Raw genomic sequence first — 25,052 nt, 5'->3', positions numbered from 1 at the left:
GAGGGTCCGACCCCGGCCCTTGGTTTTGGGTTAGCATGTCAATTTATATGGTATTCATATAAATAGTTAAACAAAAACGTATTTGTCATACATATCTGGCATGATGCATAGTGATTCGGACGCCCATCGCGGCGCCGGTCCTGCGCTTGCCCTGCCCGTCTGTTGACGGCGCATCCCAGCCCGCTCCGGCACCCCATTCGATGTTGTAAATATAAAAGAGACGGGGCGCGGCTGTTGCATGAGCATGACACTGAGGACCCAAAAGCATACAAGGCCAGCAATGATCTTGTGCGATACCGTGCAATGTTGATAAGGAATTATCACCTCGTGCATCAAAAACAGGCTAAATCAGCCCCAAATTATATGTTTCACCTATAAAAAATATACAATATCGATCTTCCAGGAGCCAATTCATGAAACTTACACAATTTAGTTTGACGATCGCAGCCGTATTTCTGACTGCTCAAGCGTCCGCGGCTACCCCAAAACTGGGTGTCGTGTATGACGCGGGCGGCAAGTTCGACAAGTCGTTCAACCAATCCGCTTTCGAAGGCGCATCGCGCTTCAAAAAAGACACGGGCATTTCCTTCATCGAAGTCCAGGCATCGAGCGATACGCAAGCCGAGCAAGTCATGCGCGGCCTGGCCCGCAAGAAACTCGACATGATCGCCGCCATCGGCTTTGCGCAAACGCAAGCCGTGCAAAAGGTCGCCAAGGAATTTCCGAACGTGAAATTCGTGCTGATCGACGGCCAGGCCGCCGGCAGCAACGTCAATTCCGTCGTCTTCAAGGAAGAAGAAGGCTCCTACCTGGTGGGCGTGGCTGCCGCCATGGCCAGCAAGAGCAAGAAAGTCGGCTTCATCGGCGGCATCGATATTCCCCTGATCCGCAACTTCGCCTGCGGCTACGCGCAAGGCGTCAAGGCCGTGAATGCAAAAGCGGAAATCACGCAAAACATGGTCGGCACCACGTCCGGCGCCTGGAATGACCCGGCCAAGGGTGGCGAACTGGCCCGCTCGCAATTCGAGCGCGGCGTCGATGTCGTCTTCGCCGTCGCTGGCGGCAGCGGCATGGGCACATTGCAGATGGCCAAGGAAAAAGGCAAGCTGGCCATCGGCGTCGATTCGAACCAGAACCATTTGTATCCAGGCAGCATCCTGACCTCGATGGTCAAGCGCGTCGACAACACGGTCTACGACAGCTTCATGGAAGTCAAGAACGGCACCTGGAAAGGTGGCGTCAGCTATAAAGGCCTGAAAGAAGGCGGCGTGGATTGGGCGCTCGACGCGAACAACCGCAAGCTGATTACGCCGGAAATCGAAAAACGCGTGTTGGGTGCGCGTAAGGACATTATCGATGGCAAGATCAAAGTGATCGATTACCGCGTCGGCAGCAGCTGCCCGGTTTAATTTTTCTCCGTATCTTTTAGCGCGCCGCCGGGGCCTGTCTCCGCGCGGCGCGTTTCCATGAAACTATCCAGTTATGAACCTATGCAGCCAGCAGTAGAATTTCGCAGCATTTCCAAGCAGTTTGGACATGTGAAGGCGAACGCCGACGTCAGCTTCTCCATCGCCAAGGGCAGTATCCACGGCCTGGTGGGAGAGAATGGCGCCGGCAAATCGACCTTGATGAGCATCCTGTACGGGTATTACCGTGCCGACGGCGGAGAAATCTTGCTCGACGGTAAAGTACAGCCTATCCGCAACAGCCAGGAAGCGATCAAGCTCGGCATCGGCATGGTGCACCAGCACTTCATGCTGGTCGAAAACTTCACCGTCCTCGACAATATCATGCTGGGCACGGAAGGCGGTTTTCGCCTGGCCAGCCACCGCACGGAAGCGGAAGCGAAATTGCGCGAGATTTGCGCGCGCTACCGCCTCGACGTGGACCCGCTGGCGAAGATCGAAGACCTGTCCGTCGGCGCGCAGCAGCGCGTGGAAATCCTCAAGCAGATTTACCGCAGCGCCAATATCCTGATCCTCGACGAGCCGACGGCCGTGCTGACGGCCCAGGAAACAGCCTCGCTGTTTGAAATCTTGCGCCTGTTCAAGGAGCAAGGCAAGACCATCATCCTGATCACGCACAAGCTGCAAGAGATCCTGGAAATCACCGACAACGTCACCGTCATGCGCGGCGGCACGGTGGTGGGCGCCGTGGCAACGGCCGGCACCTCGAAAGAGGAACTGGCCAACATGATGGTCGGCCGCCCCATCCAGAGCCACTTGCCGCGTGCACCGTACAATCCGGGCGCCACGGTGCTGGAAGTGGCTGATCTGCAACTGGCCGACGCGCAGCAGGTCAAATTGCTGGCCGACATAGGTTTCAATTTGCGCGCCGGCGAAATCGTCGCCATCGCGGGCGTTTCCGGCAATGGCCAGAGCGAGCTGCTGGAAATCCTCTCGGGCATGCGCTTGCCGACGTCCGGCAAGCTGCGTTTCCTGGACAAGGACTTGCCGTTTGCCAAGCGCCACGATGCGGACGGCTTGCCGCTGGCCTTCCGCGAGCTGGGCATCGCCCACATTCCGGAAGACCGCTTGCGCGATGGCGTGGTGAAGAATTTTTCCGTCATGCAAAACACCATCCTCGGCTACCAGGACCGCCTGAAAAACCGCTGGGGCCTGTTCAACTTCAAGGCCATCGGCGCGCGCTGCGCGGAACTGCTGAAAACTTTCGACGTGCGTCCGGCCAATCCGGACCTGCGCATCGGCTTATTGTCGGGCGGTAACCAGCAAAAGGTGGTGATCGCGCGCGAAGTGCTGGCCAAGCCGAAACTGATGCTGGTGGGGCAACCCACGCGCGGCGTCGACATCGGCACCATCGAAAGCATCCATACGCAATTGCTGGCCCTGCGCGACGCGGGCGTGGCGATCCTGCTGGTGTCCGTCGAACTGGAAGAAGTGCGGGCGCTGGCCGACCGCATTCTCGTCATGTGCGGCGGACGCATCACCGGCGAACTGAAAATTGAAGAATTCGATACCACCCGCATCGGTCTGCTGATGGGGGGAATGCATAAATCATGAATAACGACTTGCCACGCTGGGCGACAGCCTTTGTCATGCCCATGTTAAACCTGCTGTCGGCCTTGCTGGTCGCGGCCCTGGTGATTTATATGCTGGGCGAAGACCCGGCCGAATCGCTGGGTATTCTCGTCAACAGCGCCGTCCTCAATCCCGAAGGCCTGAGCTACACGCTGTTCTACGCCAGCACCTTCATTTTCACGGGCCTGTCGGTTTCCGTGGCGATGCAGGCCGGCCTGTTCAATATCGGTTCCGAAGGCCAGATGTATATCGGCGGCCTGGGCCTCACCGCCGCCATGCTGGCCTTCGACCAGACCCTGCCCGCCTGGCTCTTGATTCCGGCCGCCATGATCGGCGCGGCCCTGTTCGGCGCCCTGTGGGGCTTCCTGCCCGGCTACCTGCAAGCGAAGCGCGGCAGCCACATCGTGGTCACCACCATCATGTTCAATTTCATCGCCGCCAGCCTGATGAACTTCATTATCGTGAAGTACCTGATTCCGCCGGGCGAGCAGAATACGGCCAGCCGCGTGTTCGCGGAAAGCGGCGAAATGCCGCGCCTGTCCACCTGGTTCCCGTCACTGGGCGACACGCCGCTGAACATCAGCTTTATCCTGGCGATCGCCGCGCTGGTCATCTATGGCGTGATGGTCTGGCGTTCGTCGTGGGGCTTCAAGCTGCGCGCCACGGGCCTCAACAAGCATGCGGCCCACTATGCGGGCGTGTCGATCAGCAAGATGATCATCGTCGTCATGCTGATCTCGGGCGCGCTGGCGGGCCTCGGCTCCGTCAATTCCATCATGGGCTCGACGCATTATCTGTCGCTCAACTTCGTCGGCGGCGCCGGCTTCATCGGCATCGCCATCGCCCTGATGGGGCGCCAGCATCCGGTCGGCATCTTTTTGTCCGCCGTGCTGTTCGGCGCGCTGATCCAGGGCGGCTTCGACCTGTCGCTGGAAAAACCGAATATCCCGACGGAAACTTTCATTTTCATCCAGGGCTTGATCATCCTGTTCTGCGGCGCCATGGAAAACTTCTACGCACCGGCCATTTCCGCCCTGCTCAAGCGCACCAAAGGCTAACACCATGACACTCGACGACTTTCATTTCGCCAGCATCCTGGTATCGACCGTGCGCAATGCGCCCGTCCTGATCTTTGCCGCCATGGCCGGCCTGTTTGCCGAACGCAGCGGCATGATCGACATCGGCCTGGAAGGCAAGATCCTGGCCAGCGCGTTTGCTTCCGCCGCCGTCGCCTACACGACGCAAAACCCGTACTACGGCATGGCTGCGGGCATGCTCGTCTGTGTCGCCCTGGCCCTGCTGCAGGCGTACGTCAGCATCACGCAAAAGGGCAACCAGCTGGTGGCCGGCATGGCGATCAACATCGCCATGAGCGGACTGACGTTTGTTCTGGCGCAATTCTTCTTCCAGCAAGGCGGCCGCACGCCCGACCTCGGCTCGGCGCGGCTGTTCGACGTCGTCTTGCCAGGCACGCAGTACGTGGAACACATCCCCTTCATCGGCTGGGTGTATGCCCATCTGATCGGCGGCCATTCCATCCTCGTCTACGTGGCGTTCCTGCTGATTCCGCTCGTGCACTGGCTGCTGTACCACACGCGCTTCGGCCTGCGCCTGCGCGCCTGCGGCGAAAACCCGCACGCGGCCGACTCTGCCGGCGTGAGCGTGGAAGCGACGCGCTACCTGGCCATGCTGGTGGCCGGCATCCTGTGCTCGTTCTCGGGCGCGTATCTGGCCATCGTGCAAAGCGGCTTCTTCCTGCGCGACATGTCAGCCGGCGCCGGCTACCTGGCCCTGACGGCCATGGTGTTCGGCAACTGGCGCCCCGTCTACACCTTCCTCGGCTGCCTGATGTTCGGCTTCTTCGCCGCCATCCAGATCCAGATTGAAGGCGTGGACTTGCCCGTCGTGGGCCGCATCCCGGGCTCGCTGATCCAGATGGTGCCGTATGTCGTCACCGTGATCGTGCTGGCGGGCTTGATGGCGAAATCCATCGCGCCGAAGGCTATCGGCATCCCCTTTGTAAAATCACGTTAAGAGCACCTGAGAAACTACCCATGGCGTCGTTGCCTTGCCTCGTCGTACATTCGTACTGCCTTCGGCAAGACGCCTAGCCCTGGGCATTTTTCAGGCGCTCCCTGAAATGACAAAAAGCGAAGCCCGCTGGCTTCGCTTTTTTTATGCCTGGGCAATCTCGTCCAGCGAGAAAAACACGGCCAGCCCCAGGCTGCGCGCCACTTCCACCATCTGGTCGGCCCCCTGCGAAGCGCCACCGAGGCGCAGCACGGCATCGCAATGGCTTAATAAACGCGTCGCATGCGCGTGGAACAATTCCTCGTAGACGGCGTCGCCCACCCGGCTTGAACCGGCCAGCGCCAGCATGGGCAGGGCCAACCATTCACCGAGCACAGGCATGTGTCCCTTGGCATACAGGGGCAGGCAGACGGCTTCCATGGCCGCCACATTGCGCGCCATCAAGCCCGGATCGTCGCCCGTGCCCGAGCGGTAGGGGCCGGCAATGAGGATTTGCAGGCCAAGTTTGCGCGGCATCAAGTGCAGCTGCGCATGCTGCAGCAGCATGATGGTCTTGCCGTCGCAGATGCGTCCGTCCGCCACCATCCGCATGGCTTGCGCCAGGGGCAACTCCAGCACCTCAATATCTTCCCCCTCGTGCGCCAGGCCGCCGCCGTCGCCGATGCGGCTGGCCGGGTCGTATTCGGCGACAAAGAAATGCAGGCGCTCCGTCACCGAACCGGGACTCATGAAGGCCTGGAATATCTTGTGCACCTGCCCCACCCGGTAACCGGTTTCCTCTTCCACCTCCGCGCGGATGCGCTGCTCGGCGCTGGCCTCTTCCAGCAATCCGGCCGCCGATTCGATGAGGAAACCGTCGTGGCCCTCGCGGTAGGTGGGAAAACGGAACTGGCGGATCAAAACCACCGTGCGCTTGACCTTGTTGTACAGCAGGATGGTGGCGCCATCGCCGCGGTCATAGGTTTCCCGCGTCTGCGTCTGCCATTGGCCATCGCGGCGCAGATAGTCGAACGTGGTCTTCTGCAATAGATACCAGTCGTGCGACAGAGTTTGCACCTGCTGGATGCGGACCCGTTCCTGTCTCGAATTGTCTTCGTGCATATCCTCTCCTTGTGCTTGCCTTCGTCGACTTTATCATGCAAACTCGTGCAATATCAAGAAAATACAAGAACACTCAAGAAAAACCATGCTGACACATCAACGCAAACAATACCTGCTGGACTTGCTCCAGCGCGAAGGCCAGATCGTCGCCAAGGCCGTCAGCGACGCCCTGGGCTTGTCGGAAGACACGATACGGCGCGACCTGCGCGAGCTGGCAAAAGAAGGGTTATTGGAACGCGTGCACGGCGGCGCCCTGCCCTTGCTGCCCCGTTCGCCCGCGCTGGCGCCGTTTGCGGGGCGCGAACAACTTTCGCCGGAAGCCAAGCCCGCCATCGGCCGCGCGGCGGGCGCGATGATACAAACGGGACAAGTGGTGTTCCTCGATGGCGGCACTACCGCCGTGCAGCTGGCGCGCCAGTTGCCGCGCGACTTGCGCGCCACCGTCGTCACGCACAGCCCGTCGATTGCCGTCGAGCTGGTCAACCACCCGTCGATCGAGGTACTGATGCTGGGTGGGCGGCTGTACAAGCACTCGATCGTGGGTGTCGGCGCGGCGACCGTGGAAGCGATCGGCCGCATCCGCGCCGACCTGTATTTCATGGGCGTGTCCAGCCTGCATCCGCAAACGGGCATCACCACCGGCGACTATGAAGAAGCGTGCGTGAAACGCGCCCTGAGCGAGGCGTCAAGCCGCACTGTCGTGCTGGCCTCGCCGGAAAAGTTCAACACGGCTTCGCCATTTCAAATCGCGCCCTTGAGCCAGGTCAACGATATCGTCGTGTACCGCGACATGGAAGAGGCCCTGGTCGCGCCCTTCCGCGAGATGGGCATCGCCATCACCCAGGCATGAAAAAAGCGGCCCGTGGGCCGCTTTTCATTCTTCATCCTATTGCGGCCAAACCGCCTGCAGCACGGCAGCGAGGCGATAGCCGGCCTCGGTCAGCTGCTGCTTTGCCAGCGCCGAGCTGGGCACGGGATAATTATCGGGCACCGTCAAGCTCCAGACGTTGTAGACATCGCCCTTGCGGCTGGTCTGCTGCGTGGCCGGGCCAGCGACCACGTCCGCGAAAGCAATCTTGGACGCCGCCAGCGCGGCGTCAGCCCACTGATACGGCCAGGTGGCGGGATCGCCAGTATTGCCGCTCACCGCAGGCGCACTGGCGATCACGGTACGGGCGAACTGCTGCGGCGTGCGCGTGCTCAGGCGGCGCATGGCGTAATCGACCACGGTCGTGTCCCAGTACGAATGCAGGGGCCTGGTGGGCGACTTCGGATAGCTGCTGGCCGGTTTGGCCGTGCCGTCTTCTGTGGGCAGCGGCGCGGGGATCACGGCGTCCGACAGCGCCGTCATCTTCGCATCGTCGAGCAGCAAGTCGTTGCCGCCGCGTGCATTGAAAACGGCGACGTCGTCGATCTGCGCCTGTGTGGCAGGCACGAAGAACTGGCCATCCTTGCCGAGAAACGCATTACCCACATGCAAAGGCTGATGGATATCGCCCACCAGGTGCGTGATCAGGATCAGCGCTTCGCGCTGGCTGAAGCCGTGCGGATTGCTGGCCGCATCAGCCTTGCCTTGCAGCACCAAAATCGCCCGCTTGAGCGTCTGCACGATATCGTCATCGGCCGTGCCGACGCCATGGTCGTGGTAATGCGCATGTTGAAAAGGCACGTTCGTGTAATGGTATTCGCCATGCTTGGGGTTCGCCGCGACATAGGTCAACATTTCCGGCGATTGCGGGCCGCAATACGTGCCCTTCACGCAATCGGGCCAGTTGGCGATCTTTTCCAGGCTTTCGCCGGGCAGCAGCAACTTGGCGAGATGCGCCTGGGCCGCGCTGCCCTTGAGCAATTGATCGGCGATGGCGCCCACGGCGCGGTGGCCGTCACTGCCCCAGGCCAGCACGTTGCCGGAAACGAAAGCGGCGCCCAGCGCCAGCACGCAGAGTAATTTTTTCACGCTCACTCCTTGCCTTGTGGCGCGGCCTTGGCCGGCTTCGGATATTGCTTGTTGATGTCGATCGGCTGCGCATACGCCGAGCCCCACGTCTGCTCATGCAGCGCGGCGATGCGTTGCGCCATCGCATCGTTGCGCAGCACCACTTCCAGGTTGCGCGACAAGTCGAAATAACCGCCCGCCCAGTTGCTCGTGCCGACCCAGGCCAGCTTGCCGTCGATGCTCATGGTCTTGCTGTGGATCACGCGCGCAAATGGAATGAAGCCCGTCGAGGCGACAGGAATCGTCACGATGCGGATTTCCACGTTCGGCAGCAGGGCCAGGCTTTTCAGGTAGGCAATGGCGGGCGCTTCCGTATTCCAGCTCGATACCATCAGCTTGATCTTCACGCCGCGCTGGGCGGCCGCGCGCACGGCGTTGTCGATCACGGCGTAGTACGGCCGCGTGCGGTTCGGGCCATACGACAGGGGCGCGTAGTCGAGCAACTGGATGCGCACTTCGCTTTTCGCTTGCGCCAGCAAGGCGGGCAAGCCCGTTTCCGAGTCGCCCACGCCGGCCGGGTTGTACGCATTCGGGCTGGCCAGCAGGAACGCGTTTTGCGCGTAATTGGCCGGCACGACCTTGCTGTTGAGCACTGTGGCGCGGCTGCCTTGCGACGTCAGCGCCTGGGCTTGCCAATCCTGTTCGAAAATCGCCTGCACCTGGCTGACCATGGCCGGCTCGGTGATTCTCAAACCCGTTTCATGGATGTGCTCGAACGAGCGCCAGTCGAAATTCTGGCTGCCGATGTAGGCAACCTGGCCATCGACGGCCAGGTACTTCGCGTGCACGATGCCGTTGCCCGTGATTTTATTGAAATCGATGAGGCGCAAGTCCAGGTTCGGAATCGCCTTGATGCGGGCGATGGTCGCCGCTTCCGACAGGCCCACGCCCTTCTGGTCCAGCAGGAAGCGGATCTTCACGCCGCGCTGGCCGGCGGCCGTCAGGCTCTCCAGCACCTTTTCAAAGGCCGTGCCCGGCTTGCTGACGGCATAGAACTGGGCGATGACGATCTCTTTTTGTGCACCATCGAACAGCTCGCGCCACACGGCGACAGGCTCGCGCAGATCGGGATTGGTCAAGCTCGTTTCCACGGGCGAGGTGTGCACCAGCTCAAAGCCGGGTATCGTGAAATCGGCGTGGGCCGTGCCCGCGAACAGGGTAGTGACGAGCAGGGAAACAGATAAGCGACGCATGGTTATTCCTTGTAGATTATTTGACGCGCACGATGCGGCCGGCCGCCGTGGCGCTGCCAGCGGGCTTGCCGGCACGCGCGCGGGCGATCAGGTAGTCGCTGAAGGCATCGATGTCGCGCACGCCCGTGTCCAGGCGACGCGTACCGGCCGCCAGCACGGTAAAGCGATCGCCGCCACCGGCGAGGAAACTGTTGGCGGCGACTCTGTATTGTTGATTATCGTCAATAGGGCTGCCATTGAGCATGATGCTGCCTGGCAGCACGCGCTGGCCCTGGGGCCGCGTGCTGTCCCAGCGATAAGTAAAACCTTCGGACACTTGCAGCAGATTATTGTCTTCCGCTTCGGCGCCCGGCCATTGCTGCTCGAGCAAGGTGCGGATTTGCGCGCCGGACAGGCTGACGACGATCAGCGTATTGCCGAACGGGACAACTGCCTGGTTCTGGCCCACGTTCGTCATCAGGTCGGCGCCCGCTTCCAGGTCCTTGCGGATGCCGCCATTATTCATCAGGCCGATTTGCGCGCCGGCGGCGCGCGCGCCGAACAGGGTGCTGTCGGCCACCAGGTCGCCCAGCGCGGAAGCGCCGCTGCCCTTGGTGCTGCGGCCCACGTTCGGCACGGCGATGGCGGCCACGGGACGCGACAATTCGGCCGCACTGCGCTGCTTGACCGATTCCAGGTAAGAAGCCACGGCCGGGTCCGGCTGATACATGCCTGGCAACATGACGACATTTTGCGCGCTGGCATCGATCACCGCATTCTTGACGGGATCGACCTTGAGCTTGATGCGCGTTAACATGTGTCCGCCCATCTGTGCTTGCGTCACCAGCCGGCCATCGACGCGGCACAGATAGCCCTGGTGCGAATGGCCGCTGATGACCAGTTGAATCGCCGGGTCGAGGCGCTTGACCACGTCGACCACTTCGCCTTTCAGGTGGCTGCAATCGGGCTGGTCGACGGCCTCCTTTGTCTCGCCGCCCTGGTGCAGCAGCACGACGAACACGCCCACGCCTTGCGCGCGCAGCTGCGGCAAGGTGGCGTTGATGGCGTCCGCTTCATCGCCGAATTGCAGGCCGGCAATGCCGGCGGCCGTCACCACGGATGGCGTATCTTTCAGCACGGCGCCGATCAAGCCCACCTTGACGCCATGCGCCTCTTCGATGCGGTAGGCGGGCAGCAGGGACTTGCCCGTCTGCGTGTCGATCACATTGGCCGCCATATAGGTATAGCTGGCGCCCTTGAAGTCGGGCGTGAACTTGCACGCCTTGTCGGCGCGCGAGGACTCGCAGCCGCCGCGCTGCTGGCGCAGCAATTCCGCCTTGCCCTGGTCAAATTCGTGGTTGCCGACGGAACTGGCCTTCATGCCCAGCATATTCATGGCGACGATGCTCGGTTCGTCCGCCCACAGCGCCGACATGGCGGGGCTGGCGCCGACCAGGTCGCCATTGCCGACAAAAATCAGCTGCGTATCTTCGCGCCGCCACGCCTTCAATGCGCCGGACAGGGTATCGATGCCGCCCGCCTGCACCGTCTGGCTCCCGGCATCGGCGGCGCTCGTGTAGGTGAATTTGCTGCGGTCGAGGTTGCCGTGAAAATCGTTCAGGGCGACCAGGTTCACTTCAATCGGGCCGCTCGGCGCAGCCTGTGGCGCGGAAGCGAAATTGCTGCAGCCGGACAGGATGAGGATCAGGGCCGCGGTGGCGACCGGAGTGCGTAGGAAGTGAGCCATGGAATCGATATTTCTTGAAAAAGGGAAAGAGTAAACCATCTTGTCTATAAAAAAAACGGCTGGTGTCGCCACCAGCCGTTTTTTACTTGCCAAGCTACGAGGCCGCTACGAGATTAGAACTCGTACTTGACCGTGGCCTGGATCGCCCATTGGGACTCGCCTTTGTTTTGACGCACTTCATAGTTTTCCACTTTGTCGCGGACTTGGTAGATGTAACGGCCTTGAGCATCGAGACCTGCGAAGTCAACAAAGCTGCGTGCCTGACCGCCACCGGATTGGAAGCCGATTTCATTGATGCGGCCCCACTTGCGGTTGATCATGTTACCCACGTTGAAGAAGTCCATCGTGAACACGCCTTTGTTGCCTTTGAAGAAACCAGGCACTTCCTGGCTGATGCGCATGTCGAAGCTGTTGGTCCATGGTGCGAAGCTGCCATTACGGGAAACCACGCCACCAGCGGATTTTTTCAAATCCGGATTGCTGTTGACGAAAGCCCAGAAACGGTCTTCGTTCGCATGATTGGTGGCAGTGTCGTTACGGAAGACCACTTCACCCGAACCTGGTTTCGACGGGATGTACATCAAGTCGTTACCCTGCACGCCATCACCGTTCAAGTCATTGTTGACGGTCCAGCTGTACGGCTTGCCCTTGCGACCTTCATAGAACAGACCGAAAGTTGTTTTATAGGTGCCGAAGAAACGTTTTTGCCAGTTGATCATGGCATTGAAACGGTCTTTCACCAGATAGCTCGAGTTCGATGCCACTTCTTCATTCGGATTGAAGATACCGCGGGCATTGAAGTTCGAGTTCGAGACCGACGACGTCAGTGGCGACACTTCCGTTGCGTCCGTGTAGGTGTAGGCAACCGACCAGCCGAGGCCTTTGGTCATTGGCTGGCTCAGCGAGAGAGTAACCAGATTACCCTCGCCCTTGTCCGTTTTCTTGGCAACGAGCACGTTGTTGTAGGACGTATTTTTCAAGGCACGGGACACGGCGCCCGAGCAAACAGGACTGGCCGACGAGCTCAGCGAGCCGGTGGCAGTCCAGCAAGCCGTATTGTAAGCGTTAGCCGAATAGTACAGATTACGTCCATCCGCGCCCTTTGCCGTCGGCGTACCCAGGTTCAGGTGCTCGTAGTAAATCGCATCTTTGTTCTTGGTGCGCAGGTACTCGGCGCCGAAAACCAGACCCATCCATGGCAATTCGTGCTCGAATGCCAGGTTGGCTTTCCAGATCGATGGTTGGCGCAAGTTTGGTGCCAGGAAATCGACGTTGGCGGCAGCATCGCCCAGATTGGTTGGCTGCTTGTCAGGATCGGGAGTGAACAGGCCACCATTGACTGAGCAAGGCTTGAAGCTGCCGCCGCAGCCGACGACACGGGTAGCCATGCCCGAGTTTGCAAATGGATTCGACATCCACACGGTCGCCGCCGCACCTTGGAACAGGCCGGCACCGCCACGAATTTGCGTCGGGCGAGCACTGTCAAACGTGTAGTTGAAGCCGACGCGCGGCTGTACCAATGTCTGGCCATCGATGGTCTGGGTATTGTCCAGGCCAAAACCGCCGGTTTGTGCTGTACCGCCCAAGCCAGTGCGGCCACCCGTGGCAATGCCTGCCACCATCGGCGCCGATGCGGCGGCATTAAGGGTAGGACGCTCGCCAATGGCGGCTTTGTCCATGCGCACGCCATACTGGAGAGTCAGGCGCTTGTTGACAGTCCAGACATCTTGCAGGAACAAGCCATAATTTTTCAGGCTGAAATCGGCAGCAGCGCCATCAATGCTAGCGCCCGCTACTGGAATCTGTACCTGATAAGAGCTGGGACGGCCGATACGGAAGTTTTCCAGGATGGCTTGCTGGATGATTTCCGGGGAGGAAGCCGTCGCGCCACCGCAGGTCACACTGCCGAACGAATACTTGTAGGTTGCCGAGCTGTTCGTGCAATTGAAGGTGTAGTTACCATTGATGTTTTGCGCAAACAGGTTATACACGTCGTTCTTGCTGTAATCGCCGCCGAATTTGACTTCATGGTCGCCCAAAGCCCAGTTCGCGCCCAGATAGGCATCCTTGGTCTTGGTCTTCAGCACATTCAGCTGACGGCTCATTTCCGTACCAAAGTTCAGGAAACGGTTATCGGTCGGTACGCCAGCCGGGCTACCGGCAGGATTGGCACCGCTAAATTGCAGACCGATTGCAGGCAGGCGCGAGTTGTTCGATGGCGTGCTGTCATAGTCGCGCGACGAAACCTTGAACTCGGTCGAGAAAGTCGGCGTCCAGTCTGCAAACCATTGGCCAACCACTGTTTCAATCTTTTTATTCTGGGTATACCAGTAGGAATTGAGCGACAGGCCATTCGACGACACGCCCGGGAACATCGGCTCGGATTGGTCTGTTTTCGAATAGCGGACCATGGCACGATGGTTATCGTTGATATTCCAGTCCAGTTTCAACAGGGTATCGTTCACCAGCAGCTGGGTACCCGCTGGTATCGCGTTGGTGCCGATATCGAGACCGTAGTTATTCTTGGCGATCGCCTGAGCAGCGGCAATCGCGGCATCGCTGATACCGACATTGGTCTTTCCACTGCCCAATGGGCCAAACGATGGCGCAGTGCGCGTGCTTTCCAGACGCTCTTTATTAGCGAAGAAGAACAGCTTGTCCTTGATCAGCGGGCCGCCTACGGTAACACCCTTGGTCGTTTCACGGAATGGCTCCGGGGCGCTATAGGTATCCGTGGTATTGTCATAACGGTCACCTGCCATCTTGTCGTTACGGAAAACGAAATAGGCGCTGCCTTTGAATTCGTTGGTACCCGATTTGGTCACGGCATTGATGTTGGCGCCCGTGTAACCTTTTTGCGTCACGTCATAGTTGGCGACGTTCACTTGCACGGACTGGATCGCTTCGATCGAGATCGGCTGCTTGGCAGTCGGGCTGCCGTTCGATTCCAGGCCGAAGGTATCGTTGACGGCTACGCCGTCGATGGTCATCGAGTTGTAGCGCGAGTTCTGACCGGCAACGGACAATTCGCCGCGCTCTTTGTCGGTTTGCGAAACACGCGGGTCGGAACGGGCGTAATCTTGCAGATTGCGCTGGATCGACGCCTGCATGGCCAACTCGCTGGCACCGATGTTGGTGCCCGCACCCATATTGCTGCGGTTAAAGATCTGTGCGCGTGCGCCCGTGCCGGTGACGTTCACGGTTTGCATCTGGGCGCCCAGGGTGGCGTCCACGTTGGCCGTTTCCGCCAGCTGTACGTACACGCCTTCGCGTTTTTCCACTTCACCATTCTTGGTAATGGTAATGGTGTATGGACCGCCGGCGCGCAAGCCGCGCGCGACGTAACGGCCTTCCGCATCGGTCGTCACATTGCTGACGGAACCCGATTCGGTATGCACGATGGTAACGGTGGCACCAGCTGCCGGCTTGCCGTCATTGGCCGAGATACGGCCGCCGATGGAAGACGTAGTGTTCTGTGCGAACGATGGTGCCGCCGCCAGTGCAATAGACAGGCTTAACGCGATTTGCGTTAGCCGAAGTCGCTTGTGATTGATCATCTTTAACCCCAGAAAAGACTATTATTTTTGAAAATCCTGGATTGCCCTGCCGTCCGGCTACGCCGCACAGCAACACAAACACAACATTTCCTCTTTACGATGCTGCAACTGTTACGCCGGCGGGACTGGCTGCGGTCCTGACAAGACCATCACAAAACGCCGCTCCACACATCACAGCTTTTTCTATTCAGACAATAACGGCGGAAAAAACTGCGACCGATCCGTACGACCCAGGGCGCTAGCTCCTGTGTCATTCACCCGACATGCTGCCCCGGCTAACATGGCAAGCCGCGAGTGTAATTGTTAAATATTTCAAGACTGTGACACGGCGGCAAAATGCAGAGGAATGTCGTCATTTAGTTGCGCGACTGCTTGTTTCACTCTGCATCTCACCTTTATTTACTGCAAATACCCATCTTCATACGCTATCAGCCATATGAATTGTGACTTTTTAATATCACATTCATCCCACTATGCATCATCAAAAAATGGATGACAAATACGTTTTTTTTTACATATTTATATGTTTTAAGTATAAATAGCATGGAGTAACTAGCTGGATTGATATCGTGCTGACAGCGTCCGGGCTTATGGCGCGAGATTATAAATGAGCAATATGTACTTGAAATTGATTCATCCATGAAATTGGACAAAGTCGTGCATCTGCCGTTAATTGTGTCGCATGGCCGCCACAAAATTAACAAAATAACAGCATGGGGATTGGGGAGAGGGAATGGAAAACGGCCGGAAGATCCGGCCGTTTTGAGAGTATCAGTCGCGAACGTCGCGCAACTTACGGTTTGACGCGCTTGTTCCCCTGCTCGGCGGCGGCAATCTGCGCTTCAAAACGGGCGAAACGGGCATCGAGTGCTTTCAGCAAACGTTGCTTATCCGCTTCGGCCAAAAACGAATAACGCAGGCTGTTGTACGACAATTTCTTGATTTCCGCATAATCGGTCTTGTACTGGCTGGCAAACAGCACGTATTCATTCGACAGGGTATTGCGCGACACGCCAGCGTCATCGGTGGAGATCACGAAGGGCACGCCATACTTGCGGTACAAGGTAATCGGATGGGCCTGGCCCTTGATGCCGAGAATGTAATCATTGCTGGTCAGATTTACTTCCACGGGAATATTACGTTCGCGCATCTTTTGCATGGTCGCCAGCGCATTGTTTTCGTACGCGATATCCATGCCGTGGCCAATCCGGTTGGCGCCAGCCACGTCGACGGCTTCGGCGATATGGAAAGCCATGCCTTCGGGCGGCACCATGCCCAGCGCCAGCTCACCGGCGTGCAGGGCGATCTTGACGTTCGGATATTTCGTCTTGAGAAACTTGAACATTTCCATGTGCAGGCTGTAGTCGCGCATCGACACATTCACGCTTTCCTGGCCCACGATATTCACGCCCACCAGCAGCGGATTCAGGCTGGCGGCCTTGAACGCCGCCACCATGGACGAAAACACTTGCGACGGCGACAGGAAGCGCAGCACATAGGCCTGGTAGCGCATGGTGAAGTGCGCATCGTCGATGCCGGCGCTGCTGGCGTTCACGTTATCGTTGTAGGCGGTGATGCTTTTCTGGAAGCTGGCGTCCTGCTCCAGGCTGGCTGTCCACTTGGCCAGCACGGCTTGCAAGGCGGCCGGCGGCAAGCCTGGTGCCAGCACCTGCTGGTCGAACTGCGCGTTCTGCACGAACGGCGACAACTCGAAGATGGTTTCGATGTAGCTGAGGTTTTCCGCGATGGCGCGCTGCTTCAGGGTTTTCAGGCCGTCGGCCGTATTCGTCGATGCCACGGGACCGAAGTACCCGAAGGTGTCAAAAAAGGTACGGTCCGGCGGCGTCTGGACGGCACCATGGTTGTAGAAATCCTTGGTCGACCAGCGCTGCAGCAATTCCGCGTACAGGCCCGCGTCGGCAAACACTTCCGTGGACGACAGGCAGCTGCGCTGGCCGGCCGGTTTGGCCCGTTCGGCTGCCACGACGTCCTTGCTGCTTTCGATGCGGTAGCTTGTCTTGTTGACGCAATAGTTTTCCTTGTCGACCCAGTCGAGGAATTGCTCGGCGTAAATGGCGCCCGAATAATGGTGATGCAGGTCGCCGCCCTTGGGCATCATGGAAAAGAACAGGCTCAACTCGGCTGTCTTGGGCTGCGCGCCCGACACCAACGCGGCAAAATGGCGCGCGGTGGCCGCTTCGTTGGAAGACGGGCTGGCGGCCTTGGCGGCATGCGCCGTTCCGGTCAGTGTCAGCGCGGCGGCAAGCGCCAGGCCAGTGAGTTTTATTTGCATTCGCATTCTCGCTCAGGAAAATTCGTGTTGAACAACGGGTAGGTCAGCCCTGCCGCACATGCACGCATTGTCCGCCCGAATAGGTGGCGGCCACGGCGCGGTCGTCACCGAGCAGCGCAAAGGCGAACAGCAATTCCTCCAGGCTCTGGCAGGCGGCCGTACGGCGCGCCAGCAGCGGCGTCGATTTTTTATCGAGCACGATGAAGTCCGCTTCCGTGCCCGCCGTGAAATTGCCCAGAATGCCGTCCAGCTGCATGGCGCGCGCGGCGCCCAGGGTCGCCAGGTAAAACATGCGCAAGGCGGGCAGGTAGCTGCCTTTCAAGCGTGCTACTTTATAGGCTTCGTTCATGGTTTGCAACATCGAGAACGAGGTGCCGCCGCCCACGTCCGTCGCCAGCGACAGCAGCAGGCGCGCCGCGTCGGCCCGCTCGAAATCGAACAGGCCGCTGCCCAGGAACAGGTTTGATGTAGGACAAACGGCGGCCGCCGACGCCGTCTCGGCCATGCGCGCGCGGTCGCGCTCATCGAGCCAGACGCAATGGCCGAACATGGCGCGCGGACGCAGCATGCCGTACTGGTCATACACGTCGAGGTAGCTGCGCGCCTGCGGGTGCAGTTCGCGCACCCAGCGGCACTCATCCTCGTTTTCCGACACGTGCGTCTGCAAATAGGTATCCGGATAAGCGCGCGCCAGCTCGCCCGCCAGGTGCATCTGCTCGTTCGTCGACGTGGGCACGAAACGGGGCGTGATCGCATACAGCGAGCGGCCATGCTTGTGCCAGCGGCGTATCAGCTCTTCGCTTTCGCGCGCGCCCGACTCGGCCGTGTCGCGCAGGAATGCGGGACAATTGCGGTCCATCATGACCTTGCCCGCCACCATGCGCAGACCGCGCGCCTCGCTGGCGCCGAAGAAGGCATCGACCGATTGCGGATGCACGCTGCCATACACCATGGCCGTCGTGGTGCCGCAACGCAGCAGTTCATCGAGGAAAAACTCGGCGACATCGCGCGCATGCCCGGGATTCTCAAACGCGCGTTCGGTGGGAAACGTGTACGTTTCCAGCCACGGCAGCAAACCGGGCGCGGGCGAGGCGATCATTTCCGTCTGCGGAAAGTGCAAATGCGTGTCGATAAAACCGGGCACGATCAGCTTGCCCCGGTAATCGACGATGTCGCTGCCGGGCGGCAAAGTCGCCAGCAGCTGCGCGTAGTCGCCTGCCGCCACGACCTTGCCGTCGGCCACGATCAGCAAGCCATCGGCATGCCAGGCGTGCGCCTCTTCGGTGAAGGCGGGATCGGCGTGGAAGTGCAGCAAGCTGGCACGGTAAGCTTGCAATGTGGCAGGGACAATCGGCATGACTTCTTTCTATAAAGGATGAATGACCGCGCGCTGCTTGCGTCGCGGTGGCGCGCTGGCCGAGACCAGCCGCAGCGGTGCGGCCAGGGCCGCGCTGGCGGCTTGCTCCCACACCATCAACAATTGGCAGGCAACGGAGGCGGCGATCACGGCCGGCACCTTGCTGCGGATGCCGGGCATGCCGATCGGGCACACCATGGCGGCAATGCGCTCGTCCGGCACGCCGCGCGCCTGCAGGCGGTGCTCGAACTGCTTGCGTTTCGTTTGCGAACCGATCAAGCCGAACCAGCCCGCATCGTCGCGCTCCATGATGGCTTGCGTCAAGCGTTGATCCAGCGCATGGCTATGCGTCATGACGAGAAAACTGCCGCCCGGCGGCGCCATGGCGACAAATTCTTCGGGCATGTCGGTGGCGGCGATGCGCACATTATCTGGCAACCCCGCGGGCAACGCTGCGGAAAACATGTCTTCGCGTTCATCGACCCAGGTGATATTGCAGGGCAAGTGGGCCAGCGCGCGCACGATGGCGGCACCCACGTGGCCGGCGCCGAACAGGGTCAGATGGGCGCGCGGCGCCAGGCAGGGGTCGACCAGCCAGCGCCGGCCGCTACCGTCTTGCGCCACATGCGTACCGCGTTCGCGCGAAAACGTGTCGGCCGCCTGCGCCGCCGTCCCGGCAATCAGGCTGCCAGCCGCATCGAACAGCACCGAGACGGGTTCGCCGTCGAGCGCCGTCACCCGCCAGCTGTCTTGCTGGCGCCGTTCGCGCAAGGTGTGCAGCACTGCCGCCAGCCGGGCGTCGACGGGTTCAAAGGCAAGATAGACGACGCCGCCGCAGCATTGTCCCAGGCTGGGACCGAGCGCAAAGCGCTCCAGCCGCGCATGCGTGTCTCCCGTCGCCAGCATGGTCTTGGCGATTTCCACGGCGCGCAATTCCAGGTGGCCGCCGCCGATGGTGTCGGCCTGGCCATCGAGGCTGACGCGCATCTTCGCGCCCGCCTCGCGCGGCCCGGAACCTTCGACCAGGGCGACCGTCACCAGCACGGATGCTTGCGTGTCATTTGCCGTTAGCCAGTCGCTCATCATCTGCTCCTAGGCACCGGCGCAAACCGCTTGCACGGCCATGACCGCCTTGAGGATTTCCTCGCTGGTAGCCGGCGCATTCAGTGGCGGCTGCACGGCATGATTTCCCACGCTGGAAATGGCGTCGCGGATGGCAAAGAACACGGAAAACGGCAACAACAGCGGCGGCTCGCCGACGGCCTTGGATCGGTGGATGCTGTCTTCCACATTGCGGTTCTGGAACAGTTTCACACGGAAATCTTCCGGGCAATCAGAGATGCCGGGAATCTTGTACGTCGATGGCGCATGCGTCATCAGCTTGCCCGCCGCATTCCACCACAGCTGTTCCGTCGTCAGCCAGCCCATGCCCTGGATAAACGCCCCTTCCACTTGACCCAGATCAATGGCGGGATTCAATGACTGGCCTGCGTCGTACAAGGCATCCGCGCGCAGCAACTTCCACTCGCCCGTCAGGGTGTCGACCACCACTTCGGCCACGGCCGCGCCATACGCGTAGTAGGAAAACGGATGGCCCGTCATCGTCTTCGCATCCCACGACAGGCCGGGCGTGGCATAGAAGCCGTCCGACCACAGTTGCACCCTGGCCAGATACGCCTTTTGCACCAGTTCGGCAAACGGCACCATATGGCCATTGACGTGGATATGGTTGTCGACGAAGCGCACACTGACAGCGTCGCCGCTGTACAGTTTGACCGCGTAATCGGCCAGGCGTTCACGGATCTGCCGCGCCGCATCCTGCGCCGCCTTGCCGTTCAGGTCGGCGCCGGTAGACGCTGCCGTGGCCGACGTGTTCGCCACCTTGCCGGTGTCGGTGGCCGTGGCGCGTACCTTGTCCAGGTCCAGGCCCAGCTCGTGCGCCACCACCTGCATGACCTTGGTATTGATGCCCTGCCCCATTTCCGTGCCGCCATGGTTGACCAGCACGGAGCCATCCACGTACACGTGCACGAGAGCGCCCGCCTGGTTCAGATGCGTGACGTTGAAGGCGATGCCAAATTTCAAGGGCGTGAACGCCAGGCCCTTCTTCAAGACAGGACTGGCCTCGTTAAAGGCATCGATGGCGCGGCGCCGCGCCCGGTAATCGCTGCTGTCTTCCAGTTCGGCAACGAGTTCATGGATGACGTTATCGACGATTTTCTGCCCGTACGGCGTGACGTTGCGTCCTTCCGCATCGTTGCGGCCATAGAAATTGAGCAGGCGGATATCGAGCGCGTCGCGTTGCAAATGGCGAGCGATCTCATCGATGACGTACTCGATGGCGATGGCGCCCTGCGGCCCGCCGAAGCCCCGGAATGCCGTGTTCGACTGCGTATTCGTCTTGCCGCAGGCGGCGCGGATATCCACGTCGGACAAATAGTAGGTGTTGTCGAAGTGGCAGACGGCGCGCGTGGCGACGGGACCGGACAAGTCGGCCGAATACCCTGCGCGCGTGGTCATGTCAACCCTGGCGGCAAGGATTTTACCGTCGTCGTCGTAGCCCACTTCGTATTCATAGTAAAAACAGTGGCGCTTGCCCGTCACCAGCATATCGTCGTCGCGGTCGGCGCGCAGTTTCACGGGACGCTTGAGTTTGGCCGCCGCAATCGATGCCGCCGCCGCCCACAGGGCCGACTGCGATTCCTTGCCGCCGAAACCGCCGCCCATGCGCCGGCATTCGACCGTGATGTTGTGCGAATGCACGCCCAGCGCATGCGCCACCACGTGCTGCATCTCGCTCGGATGCTGGGTGGAACACAGCACCAGCATGCCTTGCGCTTCCTTCGGGATGGCGTAGGAAATCTGTCCTTCCAGATAAAACTGTTCCTGACCACCCACATACAGCTGGCCCTTGACCACATGCGGCGCCTTCTCGAATGCGGCCTGGTAGTTGCCGCGCGTCAGCTGCATGGGCGGCAGCACATACGATTGCGCCGCCTTGGCCGCCTGCGGCGTCATGATAGCGGGCAACTCGTCATACGACACTTGCGCCAGGCGGGCGGCACGGCGCGCATGGTCGTGCGTATCGGCCACAACAATAAAGATGGGCTGACCTACATATTGCACCAGATCAAAAGCCAGGATGGGGTCGTCGTGGATAATGGGACCGCAATCATTGATGCCGGGAATGTCTTGCGCCGTGTAGACGGCGACGACACCGGCAGCTGCGCGCACGGCCGATAAATCCATGGCCGTGATGCGTGCGTGCGGCTTTTGCGACAAGCCCAGCGCCGCATGCAAGGTGCCTAGCAATTCGGCGATATCGTCCGTGTAGGTGGCCTGCCCCAGCACATGCAGTTGCGCCGATTCATGGGGGCTGGGCTTGCCCACGGCGCTCCAGGCGGCCGCTTGCAGTTCGGGCGTGGCAGGATGGTTCATGCGGCTCCTTTCAGGCGCGGCAAGCGTAGGCGTTAAGGGCCGCAGGGGGCAATGGCGCACCGGGACGGGTTTCCAGCCAGAAGCGGCGCAACAGGTTTTGCGCCGTCGTCATACGGTAGGTGTTCGATGCGCGCATGTCGGACAGGGGCGCGTAATCGTCGGCCAGCAAGCGCATGGCGATGAGCAGATTGTCTTCCGTCCACGCCTGTCCACGCAGAAACGCTTCCGTTTGCGCGGCCCGCTGCGGCGTGGCCGCCATGCCGCCGAAGGCGATGCGTGCGTCAACAATGCGCTCGCCATCGAGTTCAAAGGCAAACGCGGCGCACACGGCCGAGATATCCTGGTCGAAGCGTTTCGCCAGTTTATACGTACGGAAATGCACCTCGGCACGCGGCAAGGGCACGCGCACGGCTTCGACGAATTCGCCGGGCTGCAAGTCTTTCTTTTGATAGCCAAGATAAAAATTTTCCAGCGGCATGATTCGCTGGCCGGCAGGGCCGCGCAGCACGATATCGCTGCCCAGCGCAATCAGCCACGGCATCGAGTCGCCGATGGGCGAACCGTTGGCGACATTGCCGCCCAGGGTACCCGCGTTGCGGATCGGCAAGGAAGCGAAGCGCTGCCACAGTTCCGACAATTCGTCCGGATAATGCCGGCACAGCGCCGCGTAGGCATCGTTGAGGCTGGCGCCGGCGCCAATGTGCAGCTTGCCGTCAACGATGCCGATGGTTTTCAGCGCGGCCACGTTGCCCAGATAAATGATATCGCCCAGGTCGCGCAGCTGCTTGGTGACCCACAGGCCAATATCGGTGGAGCCGGCCAGCAGGCAGGCCTGTGGCTTTGCTGAGCGCAGCGCCACCAGTTCCTCGATGTTGCGCGGCGCGTGGAAATGCTGGCCGCCATGTTCATACGTGGTGGCGCTGCCGCGCTGCAGCGCCTGCAATTGCTGCGCCAGGGCATCGCGGTCAAACGTGACATGCGGCAATTCGCCCATGCGCCTGGCCGCGTCGATGATGGGCCGGTAACCGGTGCAGCGGCACAGATTGCCCGACAGCGTATCGTCGATTTCGCAGCGCGTGGGCGTGGCGCCGTTTTTCTCCAGATACATGCCCCACAGCGACATGACGAAGCCGGGCGTGCAAAAACCGCACTGGGAACCGTGGCATTCGACCATCGCCTGCTGCACCGGATGCAGGGCGCCATCGGGCTGCTGCAAGTCTTCCACGGAAAACAGGGCCTTGCCATCGAGCGTGGGCGTGAGCTGGATGCAGGCGTTGACGGCCTTCATCTCGACTTGGCCGTCCACCAGGCTGCCGATGACCACCGTGCAGGCGCCGCAGTCGCCCTCGGCGCAACCTTCTTTGGTGCCCGTGCAATGCAAATCCTCGCGCAGGTGCTGCAACACAGTCTGCGTAGGGGCGGCGTTGCGTACTTCCTGTACGGCACCACGGTAGTAAAAGCGGATCGGTTCTGACATGCTGGCCTCGGTATAGTCCCAGTATAGGAGATTAACACCGGCATATGGGACAACTATATGCAAAGACTGATTTTACTTATCATCCAATATCAATATCTCTCAGGCACTCTCAGGCAATGCAGGGATGCGTCGCATGCCAGTGTTCGGCAATATCGATGCGGCGCGTGATCCACACTTGCTCATGGCCCTGCACATAGTCGAGGAAGCGCGCCAGTGCCGCCGCCCTGCCCGGGCGCCCCACCAGGCGGCAATGCAGGCCGATGGACAGCATCTTCGGCTGGTTCAAGCCGTTCGGATCGCCTTCCGCGTACAGCACGTCGAAGGCATCCTTCAAGTAATCGAAAAACTGCGTGCCCGAATTAAAGCCCTGCATGGCGGCAAAGCGCATGTCATTCGTATCCAGGGTGTAAGGCACGATCAGCTGCGGCTGCATGGCCGGCATGCCGGCCGCGTCCGTGTACGCCACCTTTTCCCAGAATGGCAGGTCATCTCCGTAATAATCGGCGTCGTAGCGGAAGCCGCCATGCTCGACCACCAGTCTGCGCGTATTCGGCGAATCGCGCCCCGTGTACCAGCCTTGCGGGGCGGAACCCGTCAATTCGCGGATGATCTGCACGGCTACGCGCATGTGTTCGCGCTCCGTCGCTTCGTCCATGTTTTGATAGGAAATCCAGCGCAAGCCATGGCAGGCGATTTCATGCCCCAGTTCCTGGAACGCGGCCACCGCTTCCGGATTGCGCTTCAGGGCCATCGAGACGCCGAATACGGTCAGCGGCAAACGCCGCTCCTCGAACATGCGCAGCAAACGCCATAATCCGGCACGCGAGCCGTATTCGTAGATCGACTCCATGCTCAGGTGGCGCGCGGGAAAAGCGGCCGCACCGATCATTTCCGACAAAAACGTTTCCGAGGCGGCATCGCCATGCAGCACGCTGTTTTCCGCCCCTTCCTCGTAATTGAGGACGAATTGCAGGGCGATGCGGGCCTGGCCCGGCCATTGCGGATGCGGTGGCGTGCGGCCGTAACCGATCAAGTCGCGCGGATAATTTTCATAAGTGCTCATGCGGTGGCTCGCCTATAGGAGACAATGTTGGTTATACGCCCAATCATATAGCCAGCCGCTGACGCAGGTATATGATTTGCACGATAAGCACATTCACTCACCCTATATACAGGATAGCAAATGGGAAAACTCAGCACGCATGTACTCGATATCGCCCACGGCCGGCCGGGAGCCGGCGTCAAGGTGGCCCTGTTTTCGGTCGCGCCGGAAGGAAAAGTGTTGTTGAAGATGGATATAACCAATAGTGATGGGCGCTGCAGCTCTCCCTTGCTGGAAGGCGACAGCATGAAAGCTGGCCAGTATGAGCTGGTGTTCAATGCAGGCGACTATTTTGCCGCCCAAGGCGTGGAACTGCCCTCGCCCCGCTTCATCGATCTGGTGACGCTGTCCTTCGGCATTGCGCATACGGATGAGAACTACCACGTGCCGCTGGTGGTATCGCCGTGGTCGTATTCGACTTATCGCGGGAGTTAAGCGACGTTCAATGACAAAGGCAGCGCGCAGCGCTGCCTTTTTTTCGTCTGCTGAACAGCCGGTCAGACCCGCCATGCCGCAAACTCAGAGGCTGGCGCTGTCGCCAATGGGGGTCTGACCCCAGCCTTCGCTTGGGGCTAACGTTAAAAGCAGCGGACGTAAAAAACCCCCACCGGATCACCGATGGGGGTTTTTTCGAATAACAAGCCTGACGATAACCTACTTTCACACTGGTTGCAGCACTATCATCGGCGCAAAGTTGTTTCACGGTCCTGTTCGGGATGGGAAGGGGTGGGACCAACTTGCTA

The 25,052-nt window shown here is 60.2% G+C and carries 16 protein-coding genes, 1 rRNA gene and 1 pseudogene; 6 read left to right on the top strand and 12 right to left on the bottom strand.

Going from position 1 to position 25,052, the window contains the following annotated elements; translation table 11 throughout:
• Positions 1 to 413: 413 nt before the first annotated feature.
• From CBW50_RS08345 to CBW50_RS08330, 4 genes are all read left to right on the top strand, one after another.
• Entirely contained in the window at positions 414 to 1,409 is a 996-nt protein-coding gene (locus CBW50_RS08345) for a BMP family ABC transporter substrate-binding protein (RefSeq protein ID WP_086145103.1), read from the top strand.
• Between the two features lie 81 nt (positions 1,410 to 1,490).
• Positions 1,491 to 3,020: an ABC transporter ATP-binding protein gene (locus tag CBW50_RS08340; protein ID WP_086145102.1), complete on the top strand. Its 1,530-nt coding sequence runs from the start codon at positions 1,491 to 1,493 to the stop codon at positions 3,018 to 3,020.
• Positions 3,017 to 4,096 carry an ABC transporter permease gene (locus CBW50_RS08335; protein ID WP_086145101.1) on the top strand — a complete coding sequence of 360 codons (1,080 nt, stop codon included), beginning with the start codon at positions 3,017 to 3,019 and terminating at the stop codon, positions 4,094 to 4,096. Before CBW50_RS08340 ends, CBW50_RS08335 begins: the two co-directional genes overlap by 4 nt.
• Positions 4,097 to 4,100: 4 nt before the next feature.
• Positions 4,101 to 5,072: an ABC transporter permease gene (locus CBW50_RS08330; RefSeq protein ID WP_086145100.1), complete on the top strand. Its 972-nt coding sequence runs from the start codon at positions 4,101 to 4,103 to the stop codon at positions 5,070 to 5,072.
• 513 nt (positions 5,073 to 5,585) lie between these two features.
• Here CBW50_RS08330 and CBW50_RS29875 read toward each other — a convergent pair.
• Positions 5,586 to 6,170, bottom strand: a pseudogene (locus CBW50_RS29875) (NUDIX domain-containing protein); the annotation flags it as partial.
• 85 nt (positions 6,171 to 6,255) lie between these two features.
• On the opposite strand from CBW50_RS29875, the gene CBW50_RS08320 reads away from it, so the two are divergent.
• Complete coding sequence (locus tag CBW50_RS08320) at positions 6,256 to 7,020, top strand: DeoR/GlpR family DNA-binding transcription regulator (protein WP_086145098.1); 765 nt, start codon at positions 6,256 to 6,258, stop codon at positions 7,018 to 7,020.
• 36 nt (positions 7,021 to 7,056) lie between these two features.
• Here CBW50_RS08320 and CBW50_RS08315 read toward each other — a convergent pair whose 3' ends face one another.
• The 10 genes from CBW50_RS08315 to puuE form a co-directional block, all read right to left on the bottom strand.
• Complete coding sequence (locus CBW50_RS08315) at positions 7,057 to 8,127, bottom strand: S1/P1 nuclease (RefSeq protein WP_086145167.1); 1,071 nt, start codon at positions 8,125 to 8,127, stop codon at positions 7,057 to 7,059.
• A 2-nt stretch (positions 8,128 to 8,129) separates the two neighbouring features.
• Positions 8,130 to 9,359: a phospholipase D-like domain-containing protein gene (locus CBW50_RS08310; protein WP_086145097.1), complete on the bottom strand. Its 1,230-nt coding sequence runs from the start codon at positions 9,357 to 9,359 to the stop codon at positions 8,130 to 8,132.
• Between the two features lie 16 nt (positions 9,360 to 9,375).
• Entirely contained in the window at positions 9,376 to 11,085 is a 1,710-nt protein-coding gene (locus tag CBW50_RS08305) for a bifunctional UDP-sugar hydrolase/5'-nucleotidase (protein WP_226936052.1), read from the bottom strand.
• A 113-nt stretch (positions 11,086 to 11,198) separates the two neighbouring features.
• Positions 11,199 to 14,642 carry a TonB-dependent receptor gene (locus CBW50_RS08300; RefSeq protein WP_086145096.1) on the bottom strand — a complete coding sequence of 1,148 codons (3,444 nt, stop codon included), beginning with the start codon at positions 14,640 to 14,642 and terminating at the stop codon, positions 11,199 to 11,201.
• A 793-nt stretch (positions 14,643 to 15,435) separates the two neighbouring features.
• Positions 15,436 to 16,935, bottom strand: coding sequence for an adenosine deaminase (locus CBW50_RS08295; protein ID WP_086145095.1), 1,500 nt, complete (start codon positions 16,933 to 16,935; stop codon positions 15,436 to 15,438).
• A 43-nt stretch (positions 16,936 to 16,978) separates the two neighbouring features.
• Positions 16,979 to 18,292: a guanine deaminase gene (gene guaD / locus CBW50_RS08290; protein ID WP_086145094.1), complete on the bottom strand. Its 1,314-nt coding sequence runs from the start codon at positions 18,290 to 18,292 to the stop codon at positions 16,979 to 16,981.
• Between the two features lie 9 nt (positions 18,293 to 18,301).
• Entirely contained in the window at positions 18,302 to 19,375 is a 1,074-nt protein-coding gene (gene xdhC, locus CBW50_RS08285) for a xanthine dehydrogenase accessory protein XdhC (RefSeq protein ID WP_086145093.1), read from the bottom strand.
• Positions 19,376 to 19,384: 9 nt separating this feature from the next.
• Positions 19,385 to 21,730, bottom strand: coding sequence for a xanthine dehydrogenase molybdopterin binding subunit (gene xdhB, locus CBW50_RS08280; RefSeq protein ID WP_086145092.1), 2,346 nt, complete (start codon positions 21,728 to 21,730; stop codon positions 19,385 to 19,387).
• Between the two features lie 10 nt (positions 21,731 to 21,740).
• Complete coding sequence (gene xdhA / locus CBW50_RS08275) at positions 21,741 to 23,207, bottom strand: xanthine dehydrogenase small subunit (protein ID WP_086145091.1); 1,467 nt, start codon at positions 23,205 to 23,207, stop codon at positions 21,741 to 21,743.
• Between the two features lie 109 nt (positions 23,208 to 23,316).
• Positions 23,317 to 24,270, bottom strand: coding sequence for an allantoinase PuuE (gene puuE, locus CBW50_RS08270; protein ID WP_086145090.1), 954 nt, complete (start codon positions 24,268 to 24,270; stop codon positions 23,317 to 23,319).
• Between the two features lie 120 nt (positions 24,271 to 24,390).
• On the opposite strand from puuE, the gene uraH reads away from it, so the two are divergent.
• Positions 24,391 to 24,744: a hydroxyisourate hydrolase gene (uraH, locus tag CBW50_RS08265; RefSeq protein WP_086145089.1), complete on the top strand. Its 354-nt coding sequence runs from the start codon at positions 24,391 to 24,393 to the stop codon at positions 24,742 to 24,744.
• A 206-nt stretch (positions 24,745 to 24,950) separates the two neighbouring features.
• Here uraH and rrf read toward each other — a convergent pair.
• Positions 24,951 to 25,052: ribosomal RNA gene (gene rrf, locus CBW50_RS08260) — 5S ribosomal RNA — on the bottom strand; the annotation flags it as partial.

Source organism: Janthinobacterium sp. GW458P, assembly GCF_002127585.1.
GTDB lineage: Bacteria > Pseudomonadota > Gammaproteobacteria > Burkholderiales > Burkholderiaceae_D > Janthinobacterium.
Note: the sequence above shows the minus strand (reverse complement) of the source record. Positions and strands in the feature narration are given on the sequence as shown.

Coding starts and splice junctions, on each gene's coding strand:
- CBW50_RS08320 (WP_086145098.1), top strand. CDS start 6,256: ATGCTGACACATCAACGCAAACAATACCTGCTGGACTTGCTCCAGCGC.
- CBW50_RS08300 (WP_086145096.1), bottom strand. CDS start 14,642: ATGATCAATCACAAGCGACTTCGGCTAACGCAAATCGCGTTAAGCCTG.
- xdhB (WP_086145092.1), bottom strand. CDS start 21,730: ATGAACCATCCTGCCACGCCCGAACTGCAAGCGGCCGCCTGGAGCGCC.
- puuE (WP_086145090.1), bottom strand. CDS start 24,270: ATGAGCACTTATGAAAATTATCCGCGCGACTTGATCGGTTACGGCCGC.
- CBW50_RS08340 (WP_086145102.1), top strand. CDS start 1,491: ATGCAGCCAGCAGTAGAATTTCGCAGCATTTCCAAGCAGTTTGGACAT.
- xdhA (WP_086145091.1), bottom strand. CDS start 23,207: ATGTCAGAACCGATCCGCTTTTACTACCGTGGTGCCGTACAGGAAGTA.
- xdhC (WP_086145093.1), bottom strand. CDS start 19,375: ATGAGCGACTGGCTAACGGCAAATGACACGCAAGCATCCGTGCTGGTG.
- guaD (WP_086145094.1), bottom strand. CDS start 18,292: ATGCCGATTGTCCCTGCCACATTGCAAGCTTACCGTGCCAGCTTGCTG.
- CBW50_RS08335 (WP_086145101.1), top strand. CDS start 3,017: ATGAATAACGACTTGCCACGCTGGGCGACAGCCTTTGTCATGCCCATG.
- CBW50_RS08330 (WP_086145100.1), top strand. CDS start 4,101: ATGACACTCGACGACTTTCATTTCGCCAGCATCCTGGTATCGACCGTG.
- CBW50_RS08305 (WP_226936052.1), bottom strand. CDS start 11,085: ATGGCTCACTTCCTACGCACTCCGGTCGCCACCGCGGCCCTGATCCTC.
- CBW50_RS08295 (WP_086145095.1), bottom strand. CDS start 16,935: ATGCAAATAAAACTCACTGGCCTGGCGCTTGCCGCCGCGCTGACACTG.
- CBW50_RS08345 (WP_086145103.1), top strand. CDS start 414: ATGAAACTTACACAATTTAGTTTGACGATCGCAGCCGTATTTCTGACT.
- CBW50_RS08310 (WP_086145097.1), bottom strand. CDS start 9,359: ATGCGTCGCTTATCTGTTTCCCTGCTCGTCACTACCCTGTTCGCGGGC.
- uraH (WP_086145089.1), top strand. CDS start 24,391: ATGGGAAAACTCAGCACGCATGTACTCGATATCGCCCACGGCCGGCCG.